This is a genomic window from Spirosoma utsteinense, from assembly GCF_014282275.1.
Taxonomy (GTDB): Bacteria; Bacteroidota; Bacteroidia; order Cytophagales; family Spirosomataceae; genus Spirosoma; species Spirosoma utsteinense.
The window spans coordinates 24,338-42,268 of the sequence record NZ_VFIA01000026.1 but is presented as its reverse complement, the minus strand read 5'-3'; the positions used below and the strand labels follow the sequence as shown (position 1 = coordinate 42,268).

The 17,931-nt window shown below is 54.9% G+C and carries 18 protein-coding genes and 1 pseudogene; 17 read left to right on the top strand and 2 right to left on the bottom strand.

Annotated elements, in window-relative coordinates; all coding sequences use genetic code 11:
- Positions 1-26: 26 nt before the first annotated feature.
- From FH603_RS19005 to FH603_RS18935, 15 genes and pseudogenes are all read left to right on the top strand, one after another.
- Positions 27-860 (top strand): sugar phosphate isomerase/epimerase family protein, encoded by an 834-nt coding sequence (locus FH603_RS19005; RefSeq protein ID WP_186739278.1) that lies wholly within the window; start codon positions 27-29, stop codon positions 858-860.
- A gap of 11 nt (positions 861-871) precedes the next feature.
- Positions 872-1,675 (top strand): alpha/beta fold hydrolase, encoded by an 804-nt coding sequence (locus FH603_RS19000; protein ID WP_186739277.1) that lies wholly within the window; start codon positions 872-874, stop codon positions 1,673-1,675.
- 62 nt (positions 1,676-1,737) lie between these two features.
- Positions 1,738-2,643, top strand: coding sequence for a sugar phosphate isomerase/epimerase family protein (locus FH603_RS18995; protein ID WP_235985463.1), 906 nt, complete (start codon positions 1,738-1,740; stop codon positions 2,641-2,643).
- A 104-nt stretch (positions 2,644-2,747) separates the two neighbouring features.
- A complete protein-coding gene (locus tag FH603_RS18990; RefSeq protein WP_186739276.1) occupies positions 2,748-3,788 on the top strand; it encodes a Gfo/Idh/MocA family oxidoreductase in 1,041 nt (346 codons plus the stop codon).
- 188 nt (positions 3,789-3,976) lie between these two features.
- On the top strand, positions 3,977-4,171 hold the full coding sequence (locus FH603_RS18985) for a hypothetical protein (RefSeq protein ID WP_186739275.1): 195 nt from the start codon (positions 3,977-3,979) through the stop codon (positions 4,169-4,171).
- Positions 4,172-4,254: 83 nt separating this feature from the next.
- Entirely contained in the window at positions 4,255-4,437 is a 183-nt protein-coding gene (locus tag FH603_RS18980) for a hypothetical protein (protein ID WP_186739274.1), read from the top strand.
- A 216-nt stretch (positions 4,438-4,653) separates the two neighbouring features.
- The gene (locus FH603_RS18975; RefSeq protein ID WP_186739273.1) at positions 4,654-5,085 is read left to right on the top strand and encodes a response regulator; all 432 of its coding nucleotides are present in this window, start codon (positions 4,654-4,656) and stop codon (positions 5,083-5,085) included.
- 342 nt (positions 5,086-5,427) lie between these two features.
- Positions 5,428-5,865 (top strand): annotated as a pseudogene (locus tag FH603_RS18970) (SLC13 family permease); the annotation flags it as partial.
- A gap of 147 nt (positions 5,866-6,012) precedes the next feature.
- Positions 6,013-7,185: a hypothetical protein gene (locus FH603_RS18965; RefSeq protein WP_186739272.1), complete on the top strand. Its 1,173-nt coding sequence runs from the start codon at positions 6,013-6,015 to the stop codon at positions 7,183-7,185.
- A gap of 17 nt (positions 7,186-7,202) precedes the next feature.
- A complete protein-coding gene (locus FH603_RS18960) occupies positions 7,203-7,793 on the top strand; it encodes a methyltransferase family protein (RefSeq protein WP_186739271.1) in 591 nt (196 codons plus the stop codon).
- A gap of 184 nt (positions 7,794-7,977) precedes the next feature.
- Complete coding sequence (locus tag FH603_RS18955; RefSeq protein ID WP_186739270.1) at positions 7,978-8,613, top strand: Crp/Fnr family transcriptional regulator; 636 nt, start codon at positions 7,978-7,980, stop codon at positions 8,611-8,613.
- Positions 8,614-8,778: 165 nt separating this feature from the next.
- Complete coding sequence (locus FH603_RS18950; protein ID WP_186739269.1) at positions 8,779-10,194, top strand: MBL fold metallo-hydrolase; 1,416 nt, start codon at positions 8,779-8,781, stop codon at positions 10,192-10,194.
- Positions 10,195-10,297: 103 nt separating this feature from the next.
- The gene (locus FH603_RS18945; RefSeq protein WP_186739268.1) at positions 10,298-10,945 is read left to right on the top strand and encodes a peroxiredoxin; all 648 of its coding nucleotides are present in this window, start codon (positions 10,298-10,300) and stop codon (positions 10,943-10,945) included.
- Positions 10,946-10,965: 20 nt separating this feature from the next.
- Entirely contained in the window at positions 10,966-11,586 is a 621-nt protein-coding gene (locus FH603_RS18940; RefSeq protein WP_186739267.1) for a Crp/Fnr family transcriptional regulator, read from the top strand.
- A gap of 139 nt (positions 11,587-11,725) precedes the next feature.
- Positions 11,726-11,929 (top strand): YgaP family membrane protein, encoded by a 204-nt coding sequence (locus FH603_RS18935; protein WP_186739266.1) that lies wholly within the window; start codon positions 11,726-11,728, stop codon positions 11,927-11,929.
- A gap of 297 nt (positions 11,930-12,226) precedes the next feature.
- Here FH603_RS18935 and FH603_RS18930 read toward each other — a convergent pair whose 3' ends face one another.
- Positions 12,227-13,801 carry a M81 family metallopeptidase gene (locus FH603_RS18930; protein ID WP_186739265.1) on the bottom strand — a complete coding sequence of 525 codons (1,575 nt, stop codon included), beginning with the start codon at positions 13,799-13,801 and terminating at the stop codon, positions 12,227-12,229.
- Positions 13,802-13,949: 148 nt separating this feature from the next.
- Between FH603_RS18930 and FH603_RS18925 the strand changes: the two genes are divergently transcribed.
- A complete protein-coding gene (locus tag FH603_RS18925; protein WP_186739264.1) occupies positions 13,950-14,930 on the top strand; it encodes an aldo/keto reductase in 981 nt (326 codons plus the stop codon).
- A gap of 104 nt (positions 14,931-15,034) precedes the next feature.
- Positions 15,035-15,916, top strand: coding sequence for a sugar phosphate isomerase/epimerase family protein (locus tag FH603_RS18920; RefSeq protein ID WP_186739308.1), 882 nt, complete (start codon positions 15,035-15,037; stop codon positions 15,914-15,916).
- On the opposite strand, the gene FH603_RS18915 is transcribed toward FH603_RS18920, so the two are convergent.
- The gene (locus tag FH603_RS18915; protein WP_186739263.1) at positions 15,917-17,695 is read right to left on the bottom strand and encodes an ABC transporter ATP-binding protein; all 1,779 of its coding nucleotides are present in this window, start codon (positions 17,693-17,695) and stop codon (positions 15,917-15,919) included.
- Between the last annotated feature and the right edge of the window lie 236 nt (positions 17,696-17,931).

Sequence of the window (17,931 nt, the reverse complement as noted above, 5' to 3'; positions counted from 1 at the left end):
ATTTAAAGGAACGCTGAATTTTTTGTATGACATCACCCGTCCCGTTTCGCTTCGGTGCCGAAGCCTACACCTGGTTCATGAACAACAATGGTCAGACCCACGCCAATCGCCTGGGGCACATGATCGATATTACGGCACAGGCGGGTTTCGCCGGCATCGAACCCATCTTCAACTGGATGGGCGATCTGCCCGATCCCGAGCATCTGGGCCAGAAACTCAACGAGCAGGGCGTGGAACTGGCCGCTATTGCGCTGGCCCTGGACTGGAACGGGACCGACGAAACCGAGCAGGAGGGGTACGAAGCCGACCGCGCCATTGCGCTGCTGAAACATTTTCCGGGTGCCCTGCTTTGTACCGTGCAGAAGCCAACCGGGCGGCACGACCTGGAAGTTCGCCGACAGAATCTGGTGAACATCGTCAACCGGGTGTCGCGCCGGGCCGTAGAGCAGGGCGTGCCCTGTAGTTTTCACCCCAACTCCCCACACTCGTCCATCACCCGCACGGAAGACGATTACCGGGTAATTATCGAATCCCTCGACGCATCGGTAACGGGCTGGACGCCCGATGTGGGCCACCTCATCAATGGCGGCATGGACCCGCTGACGAAGATGAAAGAGTATGCGTCGCTCATCAACCTGGTTCATTTCAAAGACTGGAATGGCGATCCTGAATTCGCCTTGCTGGGGCGGGGAAAAGTCGATTTTGTCGGCATCACCCAATGGCTGATCGAGCAGCAGTACAGCGGCTGGATCATCTGCGAAGACGAAGGCCCCGAAGCCATGGACGACCCGGATGGGGTGACGCTCCACGATGGCCGCTGGGTATATGAAACCCTGTTGCCGGCCGTTAGCAACGTATAACTACTAACACTATGCCTTTTGTTGAAACCAACGGCATCAACCTGTACTACGAAGAGAGGGGCTCAGGCGAGCCCCTTCTGCTCATTATGGGTATTACAGCGCCCGGCGCGGTCTGGGAAAAACACGCCGACGACTGGCAGCATTCCTTTCGCTGTATCCTGGGCGACAACCGGGGGGTGGGCCGGTCCGACAAACCCGCCGGACCGTATACGACCGCCCAGATGGCTGATGATTACGCTGGCCTGATCGACCAGCTGGGGTTGGGTGCCGTGCGGGTGGTAGGTGTTTCGATGGGAAGTACCATTGCCCAGCAGTTAGCCCTGCGGCATCCCGATAAAGTGCGTTCGCTGGTGCTGATGTGTCCCTGGGCACGGTGCGACCGGATGGCCGAAGCTATTTTTCGGCATATGGTCACCATCAAAGCGCGGCTCAGACCGGAGGAGTTTGCCGCTTATATCCAGTTGCTGATCTACGCCAAGCGAAGCTGGGACGACGAGGCTGTGTTCGCTGACTTTCAGGCCGGTCGCCAGCAGGCTGCCATCGACCCGTCTCCCCAGCCCCTGCATGGACTTGAAGGGCAAGCCGATGCGTGCATCACCCACGACACCCTCGCCGACCTGGGTACGATCGATACCCCCTGCCTGGTCATTGGTGGTCGAAATGATATGTTTACGCCTGCGTGGATGAGTGAAGAGGTTGCCGGTGCCATCCCTGCCAGCGAGTTATACCTTTATGACGAAGCCGGACACGCTTTCCATTGGGAATGTATCGACGATTTCAACCCCCGCGTTCGCAACTGGCTGATCGCGCATTAATCGTTTCCTGCGCCTGAGAAGCACCTGGACTCAGCCGGAAAAACTGTTCTTTTTATCCTTCTATGTCTGTATCAACAATGACCACCAAAACCGAACCAACTCAACCGAGCAGTACACCTGTCGGCTTCAACGTACTGGCCTGGTCGGCCGTTATGTCGGAGCAGCTGAACCCGATAGCCGACCGCCTGAAAACGATCGGCTACGATGGCGTCGAATGTTTCATCGACAATCAGCCCGTTGCTGCCTATCGGCAGTTTGGTGAGCATCTGGCGCAGCTCGGTCTCCAGAGCACCTGCGTGACGGTGGTTGGCCCCGACCAGAATCCGGCCAGCGAATCGGCCAGCGTCCGGGCTCAGGCCGTCGACTTTTTGAAAGGAGCCATCGACCGGGCACAGGCCATGAACGCCAGCGTTATTTGTGGGCCTATTCACTCCGCCTTTGCCACATTCAGCCGACGGGAGCCACAACCAGCTGAATACGCCCATAGTGCCGAGGTACTTCATGCCGTGGGCGACTATGCCAGGCAGGCCGGTATCGTGCTGGCTGTAGAGGCCTTGAACCGGTTCGAGTGTTATCTCTGCAACACGATGAGCCAGCTATCGACGCTGATCCGCCAGGCCGACCACCCGAACGTGCGGGCCATGTTCGACACCCACCATGCCAACATCGAGGAGAAACGATTTCCCGAAGCGATACGGACTATAGCGCCGGTGCTGGCGCACGTCCACATCAGCGAGAACGACCGCGGAACACCCGGCGACGGACATATTCCCTGGGATGATACGTTCCGGACGCTGGCCGAGCTGAATTATACGGGCTGGATGACCATCGAAGCGTTTACGCGGAACGACATCGATTTTGCCAACTCGATCAACGTCTGGCGCGAATACAACGACCCCTGGGATATCGCCGAAAATGGACTCAGCTTCATTCAGATGATGCAGAGCAAACATGGATTCAGGGCTTGAAACTGGCCCTGGTATAGTTAGTTACTTCCCGGCTACGACTGGTGATTTATACAGGGTCGTTCGCGGCCAGCCGGGCTTTTGCCCATTCGTTTTTCGTTCGTTTTATGTCTACCGTTATTCAGGTTGGTTTAGTGGGATTTGGTTTGTCGGGACGGTACTTCCACGCGCCCTTTCTGTCGGTTAATCCACGCTTTCGTTTAAAGAAAATTGCCAGCAGCCGTCCGGAGGCTGTCCGACAGTTCGACGCATCGGTCGAGTGGGTCGCTACGGCCGATGAACTCTTCGATGATCCATCGATCGATCTGGTCTTCATCTGTTCGCCTAACGAGACCCATACAGACTACGCGCGCAAAGGGCTGGAAAAAGGCAAGCACGTGGTGGTTGAAAAACCGTTCGCCCTGTCGGAGCGGGAGGCTGCACAGGTGCTGGCGCTGGCGCAGCGGCAGGGCCTTCTCGTCACGGCCTATCAGAACCGGCGGTGGGATTCGGATTTTCTGACCGTCAAACGCCTGCTGGCCGGTGGCGCGCTGGGGAAACTGGTGGAGTACGAAAATCGATATGACCGCTTCTCGCCCGTAGACCCGGCCACGCGGAGTTGGAAAGAGCAGCCGGGTCCAGGCCGGGGAAGTCTTTACAACCTGGGGCCGCACCTGATCGACCAGGCCCTGCACCTGTTTGGTAAACCCGATACCGTACAGGCTTCCGTCCGGATCATTCGCCCCCATAGTCAGGTTACCGATTACTTCGACATCCGGCTGGGCTACACCGATAAAGTGGTCAGGCTGAAATCGAGCCTGATGGCTTATCAGAATCAGTTACGTTACTGCCTGCACGGAACCGAGGGCTCCTTTACGAAAGGAGGGCTGGATGTTCAGGAGGAGCAGTTACGAGTCGATCGGCTTCCCAACGAGTCCGGCTGGGGTACCGAACCGCCGGACCGCTGGGGTACCCTGTATCAGGCCGGGCGCGCTGAACCGGTCGAAAGCGAACGGGGCAATTACAGTCCGTTTTACGATAACCTCTACGACGCGCTGGTGAACGGAGCCGAACCCGCTGTCACGCCGACCGATATTCAGCAACTCGCCTGCATCATTGACCTGGTGTTGGCCAGTAATGAGACGCAGCGCGTCATGCCCGTCTCCTGAAAACGAACCGGCACCTCCAGCAACAGCAGGTGATGCAGATAGGCAACGAGGTGGTGACGGCCGTGCAAAAAGTTCGCGAGGTCCAGCGCATGGCACAGTCGGTCGATGGCCGGTTTAGGGAATAGTTCGAACGGCTGTAGAGGATAATCACCAGCTTTCAGAAAGGTAACATCAGCCTGCTGGATTTTGTGGAGACGTATAAGGAGAGCGTTCGTCAGTTCAACCACCTGAAAGCCGACTGTGTGGGGGCTTACGAAGAACTCATTTACGTAATTGAGACGATTTACTTGATGAACGATTGTATGAAATCAAGTCCCATTGTGTTTAACCGTCGGGCTACGGTAACGGGCAGCAGCGCAACAGAGCAGCCGGTGCCGGTTTGATTTCTAATAAATTTCTAACCACATTTTCACGTGGTATTGTTAAAATTATTATCAAATTTGTTCAACATTAAATCGCTACCGCTATGTCGTGGTTAGAGTATAGTCAGTGCGTACTGGACAAGGTTGGTTTCGACCGGCGCTTATTCCGAAAAGAGTTGCGCAAGTTTTTACGACTGCTTACGCCTACCGAGCAAATTCAGTTATTGACGTGGTGCCGATTACGGCTGAAACGGTCGTCGGTCGATGCTCAGGCTGTTGTTGGTTAGTTCTGGTTTGTTTGAGGAAAGATAGATAAACAGTCAACGTGGGTAACCCGATTGGGTGTGTTTTGCCAAATGGAATACCAATGGCTGAGTAAAGTGGCTTTGGGTCAAATTTAGGGTTGGAACAATGCAAGTGTAAGATAGCCCCTATTCCTATGGATGGGGGCTATCTCGTGTTAAGAAACGTCATCGATACATCAGTCAAAAAACAGTACTGCCATGAACCTGAAACCTTACCTGATTTACGTAGTGGATGATGACGAAGATACGCAGCTCCGGCTCTGGCGCGCCTTCAGTATGACGCAGCCCGACTGTTTGCTGTATGAATTTACGACGGGTGAAGAACTGCTCGAACACCTGACGAATACAGAAGACCGGCCCCACCTGATTCTGGTGAATTCCCTTACCTCAACGACATACCGGGGAACGATGCCGCAGCTGCTGGCCGAAGCGCGCAGGCGTTCGACGCCAGTCGTTATGCTGGGGGTGGCCAGACCGGGAACCAATGTCAACTGGAGCTACCAGCTGGGGGCTACTCACTGTATGCGGCTGCCCGGCACCCATCGGGAAGCCGTTCAGGCGGTAGCGCGGCTGCGACCGGTGTGGACCCGGCCCGGTTTATCGGATGTGTCCCGAATCGCTTATACGTAGCACCTGTCCTTCGCCGAACAGACGATATTTGCCCTGAGTATTAAGGTTTTCATCAACAGGCACAAGGTGGGACGGCAATCGTCCTGCCACCTTGTGCCTGGTTAAGCGTTGTGCCAAACGCTCTAAGTAAATAGCCATTTGTCGTGGGCAAATGGCTATTTTGTTTCCCTGCTCTTATGTTGACTGCATTACCTATTGTCTTCGTGGTTGGTTATCTGCTGATAACACTCGAAGAAGTTGTTCATTTAAACAAACCGGCCCCGGCGCTGGCTACTGCCCGCGACTCGACTGCTTTTCAGCGGAATACCATGCTGGTGGTAGGTATTGCTATGTTTGTGATCGTCGGCAGCCTACGCACTGAGCAAAACCGATACCAGCAGTCTGCTCTTTTTTGTGGGTATCCTGCTGGCCGTTGGTGCGCTGGAAGCAACACATATGTTGTCGGGGGTGGCGGGCTGGCTGAACGAAACGGTCGGCAATATGGACCTGACGGTGCTGTTGATCGGTACGGCGTCGGCCGTGGTCGATAACGTACCGCTGGTGGCAGCGGCCATGGGTATGTATGATTTGCAACTGTTTCCGGCCGATCACCGGCTATGGGAGCTGCTGGCCTTCTGTGCCGGTACGGGCGGGAGCCTGCTGGTTATCGGGTCGGCTGCAGGCGTAGCGGTCATGGGTATGGAGCGCCTGACCTTTTTTGGCTATATTCGGCAAACGGGCTGGCTTGCCCTGCTGGGGTATGGGGCGGGAGCGCTGAGCTATATAGCACTCAACGCCTGATAGTTTGCCGCTATCGTTGTCCGGCAAGGGCAAAGCCGGTGTGATTACGTCAGGCAAGCCCCCTGTTGCGCCAGTGCCCGAAAGCAGCGTCGACCGCTGACCTTTGACCGCCGATTATAGTGTTCCTCAGAAAAACGCGATACACCAATGGTACTTATTGACGTTGACAACCGGGAACGGGAAATTGATTTCCTGACCGTTCATATCCAACTCAACCGGGAGAATCCAAACTGGATCAGGCCGTTGGATAAGGATGTGCTTGAGGTCTTCGACCCGAAAAAGAACAAATCATTTCGGGACGGTGAGGTGGTTCGATGGATACTCAAAAATGAGGAAGGGCAACTGATTGGCCGAATTGCGGCCTTCATCAGCAAGCGCTATAAGAACAAAGGCGATGATGTGAAGGTGGGCGGAGTGGGTTTCTTCGACTGCATCGATGATCAGCGGGCCGCCAGTCGGCTCTTCGATGAAGCCAGAGGATGGCTGCAAACGCGCGGGGTGGAGGCTATGGATGGCCCTATTAATTTTGGTGAACGGGATAAGTGGTGGGGGCTGCTGGTATCGGGTTTCGAGCCACCGCTCTATACCATGAACTACAATCCTCCCTATTACCAGGCGTTATTTGAAACCTACGGCTTTCAGAATTTCTATAACCAGCTCTGCTTTCGGATGACGGTAGCGTCCGAGTCGTCTCAACTGCACCCCAAGTTCTATACCGCTCACGCGCATTTTACCGGCAATCCCGATTTCAAGGTCAAACACCTGCTGAAATCGGAATCGCGCAAATACGCCAGCGACTTCAGTACCGTGTACAATAAAGCCTGGTCGAAGCACGAAGGCAACAAGGAAATGGGGGTTGAGCAGGCGGTTCGGCTGTTTAAATCCATGGCACCCATCCTGGACGAGAAGCTTATCTGGTTTGCCTATCACAAAGATGAGCCGGTGGCCATGTGGCTGAATATACCCGACATCAACCAGATTGTCAGCCGTCTGGACGGCCAGTTCAATGCCTGGGCGAAAGTGAAGTTTTTTGTCCTTAAGCTATTGGGCGTCTGTACCCGTTTTGTTGGCATTGCCTATGGCATCGTACCCGAATTTCAGGGTACCGGTATCGATTACTTTATGATCGTGGAAGCGGAGAAGGTCATAAAATCAGCGACTTCCTATAAAGATGTTGAGTTGCAGTGGAACGGCGACTTCAATCCCAAAATGCTGAACATATCCCGTAACTTAGGTGCCGAGCAAAGCCGGGTGCTGGTTACCTACCGGTACCTGTTCGACCGGCAGAAGCCCTTTCACCGGCATCCGGTTCTTGCCTAAGAAAACGCCAACATACGATGTCTGCCTACGTTCCGCTTTTTCTGGCCTGGTTACTCTTTGGGGCGTTGCATAGCCTGACGGCGGCCACGGCATTCAAGCAATGGGCGGTCAAAGCTGGAGCCCGATTCTTTCGGTACTACCGGCTGGTCTATAATGCCGTTGCCCTAGTCACGTTCCTGCCTGTTCTGTTGGCCTATGGGGCGGCCCCGCGCCAGACTATCCTGGTATGGACCGGGTCTGAAATGATCGGTCTGGGGCTGATCGTTTTGGGGGTAGTACTGGGGGTGACAGCGTTACGCGGTTATGACCTGGCCGAATTTGCCGGCTGGCCACCCCGGCAAACGGCCGCGAAACCAGAAACGTTGCGTCGGCAGGGGCTGCTGCGGTATGTACGGCATCCACTTTACGTAGCGCTCCTGATCGTACTGGCTGGCCTGTTGGTACGACAGCCAACCTTGACCAATTTGCTTTTCGATGGATTTGCCTTTCTCTATATCCGGATCGGAATCTATTTTGAAGAGCAGAAACTGCTAACGGTCTTCGGGCATCAGTACCGGCAGTACCAAAAACAGGTACCTATGCTGCTCCCCTTTTCGAAGTTAGAGTAAGCCGGGCCCGGCCCCTCTGTCTACGCGCACTGGTAACCGTTGATCTGTACCGACAATTCGTTGATCCATGCCAGTGTTGGTCGGCCAATAGGGCTGGTTAAGGCAACTGCAACGCTGAAACGACTGTTAAAGAAGCTGGGACATTGTGTCTTGCTGATAACCTAACCTGCGTTGACATTCAATTATGAACCTCACCATAGACTATTTACAGAAAGCACTTTCGGGCAAGTTTGAACTGGCGCTGCTGGACGAACTGGTTCGTTATAGCCAGTTCAAGCAAGTGCCGGTCGGCGCTTACCTGATCCGGCCGGGCGAATACATCCGGTCGGTTCCGTTCATCCTGAATGGATCGGTGAAAATCATGCGGCCCGATAAGGAAGGCCGGGAGGTGCTGTTGTATTACCTGGGGGAACTCGATACCTGCGCCATGTCGCTGACCTGTTGCCTGGGGAGCAAACAGAGTGAAGTGACGGCCATTGCCGAAGAAGAGACTGAACTGATCGCCATTCCGGTTGAAAAAGTTGATGAATGGATGTGTCGGTTCCCGACCTGGAAGCAGTTCGTTTTTCAGACCTACCAAAAGCGGTTCGACAATTTGCTGGCTACCATCGACGAGGTGGTTTTTCACAAGCTGGATGAGCGGCTGCTGACGTACCTCCACAAAAAAACAGAAAGCTGCCAGTGCCGGGTGCTGACGGTCACCCACGAAGAGATCGCTCAGGAAATGGCCACCTCCCGCGAGGTTATTTCCCGCCTGCTCAAGCAATTGGAGAAAAACGGACAGATCCAGCTCATGCGCAACAAAATAGAGATTCTGTAATCCCTCCGGGCTCTTTTGGCTTTTACGTTGCCCATTCCGGTTTATATGATCGGTCGGGAATTGCTGATCTAATTGCCTGTTCTGAGTGATAAAAGTCACTGATTCCGTAGTGCCGGACCTGTACTTTTGATTCAGACATTCAACTACCAGTAAAAACGTACACGCATGTTTTTCCAACACATATACGATAAGAGTCTGGCGCAGGGAAGTTACCTCGTTGGCTGCCAGAAAACAGGGGAGGCTATCGTCATTGACCCTAAACGGGATGTCGATACCTACCTCGCTATTGCCGAAGAGAACGGGTTGCGTATCACCCACATCACCGAAACACACATTCACGCCGATTTCCTGGCCGGTTCGCGGGAACTGGCCGCTCTGACCGGTGCCCGGCTGTTTCTTTCTGACGAAGGTGGCCCCGACTGGGCCTACGCCTTTGAACACGAGGGATTGAAAAACGGAGACGTGATCAGCGTGGGTAACCTCGTTCTTGACGTAATTCATACGCCGGGTCACACCCCCGAAAGCATCAGCTTCCTGCTGACCGACAAGCCCGCATCGGCGCAGCCAGTTATGCTGTTTACCGGCGATTTTGTGTTCGTAGGCGATATCGGCCGCCCCGATTTGCTGGAGAAAGCGGCTGGTCTTATCGGCACGCAGGAGCTGGGTGCTCACCAGATGTTCCAGTCTATTCAAACGTTCAGCGGCCTGCCCGACTACCTTCAGGTTTGGCCGGGTCACGGTGCCGGATCGGCCTGCGGCAAAGCGTTAGGTGCTGTACCCAGCACAACCGTTGGTTACGAGAAGATCAGGAACTGGGCACTGCAGTATGAAGACGATGAGGAGGGTTTCGTTCATTATCTTTTGACCGATCAGCCTGAGCCGCCCCGGTATTTCGCGATGATGAAAAAGCTCAACAAAGTCGATCGTCGGCTGCTGACCCAGGTGCCATCCCAGAAAAAACTCAGTCCGGCCGAAGTAAAGGCCGCCCTGGCCAGCGGGATAAAGCTGATCGATACACGGGATAAAGCCGAGGTGGCCGGGGGCTTCATTCCGGGAAGCCTTACTATTCAGGATAACAACGCGTTTTCGACCTGGATGGGCTGGTTTATGAGTTATGAGGAACCGTTTATGCTACTCGCAACGGATCAGCAGATCGAGGAGCTTACCCGTAAACTCATGCGGATTGGTCTGGACAACATGTATGGCTACATCGAGGATGTGACCACGCCCGGCGTCGACCTGGTTCCGGCCCGCGTTATCGATCAGGAAACGTTCCGGTCCTATCTGGGCCGAACCGATGTGCAGGTCATCGACTTACGGGGTGCTTCCGAATATGCCGCCGGCCATATCGAAGGGGCAGAAAATATCTTTATCGGCACCCTCGACAAAAACCTTGACAAGATCAGCCGGGACAAGCCCGTCGTGATTCATTGTCAGGGGGGCGATCGGGCTGCTATTGGCTACTCGATACTGGTCAGAAACGGGTTCGATAACGTGGTAAACTACTCGGCGGGAATGAACGAATGGGTTGCCAAAGGAAATCCTGTTTTAACCGGAACGGCAGAGGCTGCGGTGTACTGAGCTTCTTTGCGGCCACTCGTTTAAGTGACTATACACATACCATACATCTACATTTTACGGATTAGCCGTAGCCCAAACGACTCGTGAAAGCGAGCGAACGACAATGAACAACGAACTGACAGGCATGCCCCGCATTGGCGATAAGGCCCCTGATTTTAACGCCGTAACAACAACCGGGAAACTTAACTTTTCTGATTACAACCAGGGTAGCTGGGTCGTCTTTTTCTCCCATCCCGCCGATTTTACGCCGGTCTGCACAACCGAGATGAGCGGCTTTGCGAAAGAACAGGACAGCTTCTTTGCTACCCGAAATGCAAAACTGCTGGGCCTGAGCATCGATAGCATTCACTCACACATTGCCTGGGTAGAAAACGTACGGAAGAACACGGGTGTGCTGTTCAAATTCCCCATCGTAGCCGATATCGACATGAGCGTATCCAAGCTGTGGGGTATGCTTCAGCCCGGCGAAAGCGAAACCGCGGCTGTCAGAGCCGTCTTTATTGTCGATCCTATGGGTGTCATCCGGCTGATTATGTACTACCCCATGAATGTAGGCCGTAGTATGGACGAAATAAAACGGTGCCTGACCGCGCTGCAAACATCGGCCGAGAACAGTTGCTCGATGCCGCTCAACTGGCAGCCGGGCGACAACGTGATCCTGCCTGCTCCAAAGACGCTGGAAGCCCTCGATGAGCGCGTAAACAGCGGTCTGGAGATGATGGATTTTTACCTGGCAACCAAGTCCCTTTAAAATCCTGGCCTTCCCGTAGCATGACACGACTTCCCGGTTCGTTCAATGCCTTCCCTCAGGAGCTGAAAGATGATATTCTGAGAAAAGGAGTCGTGAAAGCTGTTCCGAAAGGTGTTGAGCTTATCCGGGAGGGGCAGTTCATTCAGGTTGTTCCCCTGGTGCTGACGGGGCTGGTCAAGGTGCTGACCCGCTACGAAGACCGGGAACTTCTGCTCTATTACATTCGGCCCGAAGAAAGTTGTATCATGTCTTTCTTCAGTGTGCTGCGGGATGAAACCAGCCGGATCACTGCCCGAACAGAAGCTGACAGCGAACTCCTGTTGCTGCCATCAGACATGGTTCGGGAATGGCTCCTTAATTTCCCGGCCTTGCATCTCTTCTTTCACCAGCTCAACAACCTGCGCTACCTCGATCTGCTGGATACTATTCACGAAGTTCTGTTCGAACACCTGGACGTCCGTATCCTGAATTTTCTGCGTGAGAAAGCCCGCCTGACCGGTAATCCATTCATTCGTATCCGGCACCGCGAAATAGCCGACGCGCTGGGAACATCCCGGGAGGCTATAAGCCGGGTTACGAAAAAGCTGGAACACGAAAAGAAAATTACGCAGCATCCCGATGGTATAGAAGTTAGGCTGTAACATCGGTTACTGACATTGGCAGCAGGAACGTCGTCCTTTGTTTCAGCAGCCGACCTGCCTGCCATAAACCGGTTCTGCCCGGATCTCAGGGCGGGCTAAGCGCTGATTCCGGTATTCACCAACTAACGATTATTGCTGTATGAAAAAGAACATGGGTATGACCGATCGGGTTATCCGGACACTGCTGGCTATTGGTGCCATTACGCTGTACGCAACGGGTGTGGTAACGGGCACGCCCGGTATTGTTTTGATCGTTGCTTCAGGAATTTTCCTGCTGACGAGTCTGGTGAGTTTTTGCCCGCTCTATACCCTGGTGGGTATCAGTACCTGCAAACGAAACTAGCCCGGCGGGTGTGAGCCAGTAGGTCCATCGCATACGGCCCCACCAAAACGGCTGTAACCTGAACCGTAGTAAACCTGATGCATTCAACAGTGGCCTTGCCGCCCGGTTGGATGTGTTCACTCATTCGTATAGCCATACCCGTTTACGAAGGCTATGGCTATACGAATGAGAGTGCTTTAGTGACAGTCAGCTTAGGACTTGACAATAGCCTTATCGAGTACGTTCTGGTAGCCAGAAACGTAAGGGCCCCGACGCCATCGCCGGACTGAATAGGGATACGTCGATTGGCAGTCCAGGCTACCGGACGCTACCGGACAGGGGCACAAATTTGGCCGACAGGTCAGGTTTTTTCATGTCTTTGTCGAACGGGAACATAGGCCGTTGAATCCGTTTGTACGGCAGGCGGGCCAGATCCTGGTTGACGCCCCCGGGTGTCAGGGCCATGATCCAGTCGGCCTGCATAGCGTACAGCTCCGGTTCGAGGTATCCGATTTTCACGACCACAATAGCCGATTGGCGCGGCTTGAGACCGAGCCGGGTAAAATCGTTCTCTTTGTGGTAAGGCTTACGTTTCTGGGTAACGATAACGTGTATACTGCCTACTTTCACGACTACTTCCACTTCGGCATCTTTATCCCCTTTCACGATCGATTCTACGGTGCCGTTCAGCGGAACCGGCGGGGCAAAACGGGCGTCTACCCGTGCGCCGGCGGTTCCCTCAACGTGGCCGCCAACGCCAGCCGCGATGGCTTTCTTTACCAGATCCGGGTCGGGGATAGACGCGTAAATCAGCGATGGGCCGTCGGCACGCCTGAATTCGGGGCGGGCCAGTAACTGCGTGAGTGTCCAGGTCACATCACCCGCACCGCCGGCCGTAGGATTATCGCCGGTATCGCTGATGAAAAAAGGCTGTTTTTTGCTGGCAAGCGCGTTGGTCAGGCATTTCTCCAGCGTACCGGTAGGCGCTACGAAGTCGAACTGGGTGCGCACGTTCCAGAAATCGAGGGCCAGTTTCTCGGCGGCCTGCGTCACTTTCTGCTTGTCGTCTCCGGTGACCATAACCACGGCGTGGTTGCGAGGCTCATCGGCCCAGGCGTAGCCAATCCAGATAGCCGCATCGACAATGCCGGGTTGGGCAGCCATTGGTTCTACCTGCTGATACAGGCTCTTGCCCGGTTCGATGCGGGTACTGGTCTGTTCGCCGGGCAGCAGAATCGGGATGGGTATCCAGGCTTTGTAGGCAGGCTTTCCCTTCCCGGTCCGGATGCGCGTCAGCAGATTGACTACGGCCCGCTCTTTACTTTGCAAGGCATCTTCGTGGGGTGCCATCCGGTAGCAGGTGATCAGGTCCGACTGCTGTGCCAGCCGCCAGGATACGTTGCCGTGTAAATCCATGGAGGTGGAAATGAGGGTTTTATCGCCGATCACCTTTCTGATTCGGGTAATGAAATCACCTTCCGGATCGTCCAGCCCGACGACGCTCATGGCACCGTGGATATCGAAGAACAAGCCATCGTAGGGGCCATTTTTCCGAAGTGAATCCAGCGTTTTGGTCACCAGTGACTCGTAGGCTTCCCGGGTTACGGCTCCTCCGGGAAGTGATTTTCCTACCAGGGCAGGGAGCCAGGTTGCCTGCTGGCGCAGGGGAGAGGTAGCGCTCAGAAAGGGGTAGGGGGCAAAAACAGCCGCCCCGTACCGGGCATGGAACGCTTCCTCCTGCGTGACGGCCGGTGAAAACGTACTGGATTCGATCCCTAAACCCGCTATGCCAATACGGGGGAGATTGGTTGTCCCGGCGTTCGTTGCTTGTTGGGCCAGGCCGGGAATGATGCTGAAAAACCAGGCTGAAAGCCCCAGAAAGATATGTTTCATGCCCACAATTTAACCGATTCAGCAGAGCCGTCTTCATCTCCCGGCAAAATATAGCTGATAAATTGCTTTTGTTCGCCGGTTGTCCCATCCAGACAAACCATACCTGCCCGGATGGGTTACAGTAGTCAGTATAGTCTACTCAATTACTATGGAATACGTTCGCTTTGGAAATACGGGCCTGATGGTCTCAAAACTTTGCCTGGGTTGTATGACCTATGGCCGCCCGACAGACCGCTGGCCCTGGGCACTGGACGAGGAGAAAAGTCGTCCGTTCGTTCAGCAGGCGCTGGAAATGGGTATCAACTTTTTCGATACGGCCGATGTGTACTCGGCGGGTGCCAGCGAAGAAGTCGTTGGCCGGGCCCTGCGCGATTTTGCCAGCCGCGATGAGGTGGTGCTGGCCACGAAGGTATTCAACCCCATGGGCCCCGGCCCAAACGACGGGGGCCTATCGCGCAAGCACATCATGCAGGCCATCGACGCGAGCCTGAAACGGCTGGGGACAGACTATGTCGACCTGTACCAGATTCACCGCTGGGATTACAACACGCCTGTCGAAGAAACGATGGAAGCGCTTCACGATGTGGTTAAAGCCGGAAAGGCGCGGTACATCGGTGCATCGTCCATGCATGCCTGGCAGTTTGCCAAGGCCCAGTATACGGCCGATCTGAACGGGTGGACCCGTTTTGTATCCATGCAGCCTCAATACAATCTGGTCTATCGCGAAGAAGAACGGGAGATGCTGCCCTTTTGCCGGGATCAGAAAATAGCCGTCATTCCCTGGTCGCCCCTGGCGCGGGGCCTGCTGACGGGCAAACGCAGCCGGGAACGCAACGAAACCGAACGGGCTAAGACCGACGCTTTCGGCAAATCACTCTATAGTCGCGACGATGATTTTGACATTGCCGATCTGGTTACGAAGCTGGGCGAAGCCCGCGGCATTCCCGCTACGCAAATTGCTCTGGCCTGGCTGTTTTCTAAGCCCGTCGTTACAGCCCCCATCATTGGTGCCAGCAAACCCGGCCATCTGGAAGACGCCGTCGGGGCGCTGTCCATCACCTTGTCGGACGATGAGATCCGGCAACTGGAGGCCGCCTATCAGCCGCATCCGGTACTGGGCTTCGACTGACCTGCCAGAACCTCCCGGTAAGTAATTACGTGAAGCGCTACACTTTACCGGTTGTACAGCCCACTCGCTGAGCAGGGCTTCTTCAATCAGTAAACCGAATGGCAATGGCTGTTATTGACAGAAAAACATTTCTCAGAAACATGTCGCTGATGGCCGGAACCGCTCTGGTGGCGGGACCGGCCATGGCTACTGAACTGGCGTGGAAAAAGTCAGGTGTTAAACTGGGGTTTGTAACCTATTTGTGGGGCAAGGACTGGGCGTTACCGACGCTGATCAAGAATTGCGCCGATACCGGCATTCTGGGGGTGGAACTACGGGTAGAGCACGCCCATAACGTGATGCCGGATCTGAATGCGGCCCAGCGGCTGGAGGTTAGAAAGCGGTTTGCCGACAGCCCGGTTCAACTGGTTGGACTTGGAACAAACCAGCAGTTTGATTTTGTCGATCAAGCCAAATTGAAAGCGTCCATTGACCGAGCCAAAGAATTTATCCGCTTGAGTGCCGATGTGGGCGGGTCGGGGGTGAAGGTAAAGCCCAACGCCCTGCACAAGGAGGTGCCGACAGAGAAAACAGTCGCTCAAATTGGCGAGTCGCTGAATGAACTGGCCCGCTATGGTGCTGAACTGGGCCAGCAGATCCGGCTGGAAGTTCACGGTGAAGAAACGCAGGAACTACCCATGACGAAACGGATCATGGATGTGGCCGCCCACCCTAATGCGGCCATTTGCTGGAACTGCAACCCGCAGGACCTGAACGGCAACGGATTTCAGGCCAACTTCGACCTGGTCAAAAGCCGGTTCGGTGCCACTTGTCATGTTCGGGAACTGGACCGAACCGACTATCCGTATCAGGACCTGCTGACCAATCTGGTAACGATGAAGTACAAAGGCTGGGTACTCCTCGAATGCCACACCAATCCGGCCGATAAGGTGGCGTCGATGAACACGCAGCGTGCCGTTTTCGACCGGATGATACGCAAGGCGTAGCTACTCTGCCGCATAGAGTGCTGTATCGGGTACTCCAGTTGGGCGTTCGCCGATCTGCTGCCGCCACATGGCGTAGTATAGTCCTTTTGCCGCCACCAGTTCATCGTGGTTACCCGTTTCGACAATCTTACCTTTTTCGAGTACGAAGATGGTGTTGGCGTGCAGGATCGTGGAGAGCCGGTGTGCAATCAGAATTGTGATCTGCTCGTTCTTCGCCGATACCTCCCGGACGGTATCCGTGATCTCTTCTTCGGTGAGCGAATCGAGCGCTGAGGTTGCCTCGTCGAAAATAAGCAGCCGGGGGTGGCGCACCAACGCCCTGGCAATGGACAGCCGCTGTTTTTCGCCCCCCGACATTTTCAGCCCACCTTCACCGATCTGGGTGTCGAGACCCGCTGCCGAGCGGGCAAGGAGGTTCGTGCAGGCTGCCTGATCCAGGGCTTCGAGCATCTGGGCATCCGTAGCATCGGCTTTGACCAGTTGCAGGTTCTCCCGGATGGTACCCGCAAACAGGTGCGTATCCTGGGTGACGAAGCCAATTTGCCGACGCATGGGATTGAACCGCAGATCGTTGGTCGAGATGTCGTTGTAGGAAATGGTGCCGCCAACGGGACGATACAAGCCGACCAGCAGTTTTACCATCGTGGATTTTCCCGACCCCGACGGTCCCACGAAGGCAATAGTGTCGCCCAGCCCGGCTTCGAACGACACCCCGTCAATGGCGTTCTGACCCGCTCCCTGGTGACGGAAGATCACATCGGTGAAGCGAAGGCGCTCAATGGGCCCCACCTCTACGGGCGATTCGGGATTGCGTTCGATGGGTTTCTGCATCAGCTTGTCGAAGCTGTTCAGACCGGCTTCGGCCTCCCGGTAGGCCAGAATGATGTTGCCCAGCTCCTGTAACGGATTGAAGATGGCGACCGAAATAAACTGCATCGAGATCAGCTCGCCCGTGCTGAGCACCTTCCGGAAAATGAGCCACAATAACGTGAACAGCACCGACTGCTTGAGCACGTTGAGGGTCGTACTTTGCCAGAAAGTCAGCAGCCGTACCCGTTTGACTTTATACATCTCCAGCTCGAAAATCCGGCGGGTCTGGGTAGTCAACCGGCGTATTTCCGGAAATGTCAGGCCAAGGCTTTTGATCAGCTCGATGTTGCGGAGCGATTCGGTGATGACGCCGGAGAGCAGGGCCGTTTCGCGGTTTATCGATCGCTGGGTGGTTTTGATCTGTTTGCTGAGCAGGCCCGTCAGTCCACCCAGTACCAGAACCCCGATCAGGAAGACCGGTACCAGCGCCCAGTGCTTGGTGATGGCGTAGAAAATGAGGAAGCCGGTGCCCACCACGGATGAAAACAGGACGTTGACAAACGCGTTGATGAACTTCTCGGTGTCGGTCCTGACCTTTTGCAGAACAGACAGGGTGACGCCACTGCTCTGATCGCCAAATTCCTGATACGACAGCCGCAGCGTCTGTTTAAGGCCGTCGTTGAAAATATCGGTACCGAATTTCTGGACCACCAGCCGGGTAAAGTACTCCTGAAAGGCTTTGGTGATGTTCGACAACAGCGCCACGCCAATGGCTAGTGCCAGCAGGCGTAATACCCCTTTTACCTGCTCTGACTCTGTCTGAGCGATGGGCTTGGTGGTGTAGTTGTCGATGAGCTTCCCGAAGATAACGGGATCGACCAGGGCGAGCACCTGCGCTACGCCCGCCAGCAACAAAGCCAGTACCGCCAGCCATCGATACGGTTTCAGGTATTTCCAAAGTATGTGCACCGTGCTGAATGGGATAGTAGTATACAAGCAACTATTACACGGCCATCCTGTTCGTCAACCAGGGGCAGTTCTGCAAATGTCCTGCCCGTGAGGTATCCTCAATGGGCACAATTTGGATTGGCGCGTGGGGGTGTGCCCGACAGACCGGTTTTGCGGTCTTAGTGCCTATGGGCCGCTTCTACCATTTCCTAAGCCAGGCTGGTGCGGGTAAATCTATGGGTAGTTTAAAATGTTGC

What these genes read in the sequence shown, in the direction of transcription:
- FH603_RS19005 (WP_186739278.1), top strand. Translation starts at nt 27, where the DNA reads ATGACATCACCCGTCCCGTTTCGCTTCGGTGCCGAAGCCTACACCTGG.
- FH603_RS19000 (WP_186739277.1), top strand. Translation starts at nt 872, where the DNA reads ATGCCTTTTGTTGAAACCAACGGCATCAACCTGTACTACGAAGAGAGG.
- FH603_RS18995 (WP_235985463.1), top strand. Translation starts at nt 1,738, where the DNA reads ATGTCTGTATCAACAATGACCACCAAAACCGAACCAACTCAACCGAGC.
- FH603_RS18990 (WP_186739276.1), top strand. Translation starts at nt 2,748, where the DNA reads ATGTCTACCGTTATTCAGGTTGGTTTAGTGGGATTTGGTTTGTCGGGA.
- FH603_RS18980 (WP_186739274.1), top strand. Translation starts at nt 4,255, where the DNA reads ATGTCGTGGTTAGAGTATAGTCAGTGCGTACTGGACAAGGTTGGTTTC.
- FH603_RS18975 (WP_186739273.1), top strand. Translation starts at nt 4,654, where the DNA reads ATGAACCTGAAACCTTACCTGATTTACGTAGTGGATGATGACGAAGAT.
- FH603_RS18965 (WP_186739272.1), top strand. Translation starts at nt 6,013, where the DNA reads ATGGTACTTATTGACGTTGACAACCGGGAACGGGAAATTGATTTCCTG.
- FH603_RS18960 (WP_186739271.1), top strand. Translation starts at nt 7,203, where the DNA reads ATGTCTGCCTACGTTCCGCTTTTTCTGGCCTGGTTACTCTTTGGGGCG.
- FH603_RS18955 (WP_186739270.1), top strand. Translation starts at nt 7,978, where the DNA reads ATGAACCTCACCATAGACTATTTACAGAAAGCACTTTCGGGCAAGTTT.
- FH603_RS18950 (WP_186739269.1), top strand. Translation starts at nt 8,779, where the DNA reads ATGTTTTTCCAACACATATACGATAAGAGTCTGGCGCAGGGAAGTTAC.
- FH603_RS18945 (WP_186739268.1), top strand. Translation starts at nt 10,298, where the DNA reads ATGAACAACGAACTGACAGGCATGCCCCGCATTGGCGATAAGGCCCCT.
- FH603_RS18940 (WP_186739267.1), top strand. Translation starts at nt 10,966, where the DNA reads ATGACACGACTTCCCGGTTCGTTCAATGCCTTCCCTCAGGAGCTGAAA.
- FH603_RS18935 (WP_186739266.1), top strand. Translation starts at nt 11,726, where the DNA reads ATGAAAAAGAACATGGGTATGACCGATCGGGTTATCCGGACACTGCTG.
- FH603_RS18930 (WP_186739265.1), bottom strand. Translation starts at nt 13,801, where the DNA reads ATGAAACATATCTTTCTGGGGCTTTCAGCCTGGTTTTTCAGCATCATT.
- FH603_RS18925 (WP_186739264.1), top strand. Translation starts at nt 13,950, where the DNA reads ATGGAATACGTTCGCTTTGGAAATACGGGCCTGATGGTCTCAAAACTT.
- FH603_RS18920 (WP_186739308.1), top strand. Translation starts at nt 15,035, where the DNA reads ATGGCTGTTATTGACAGAAAAACATTTCTCAGAAACATGTCGCTGATG.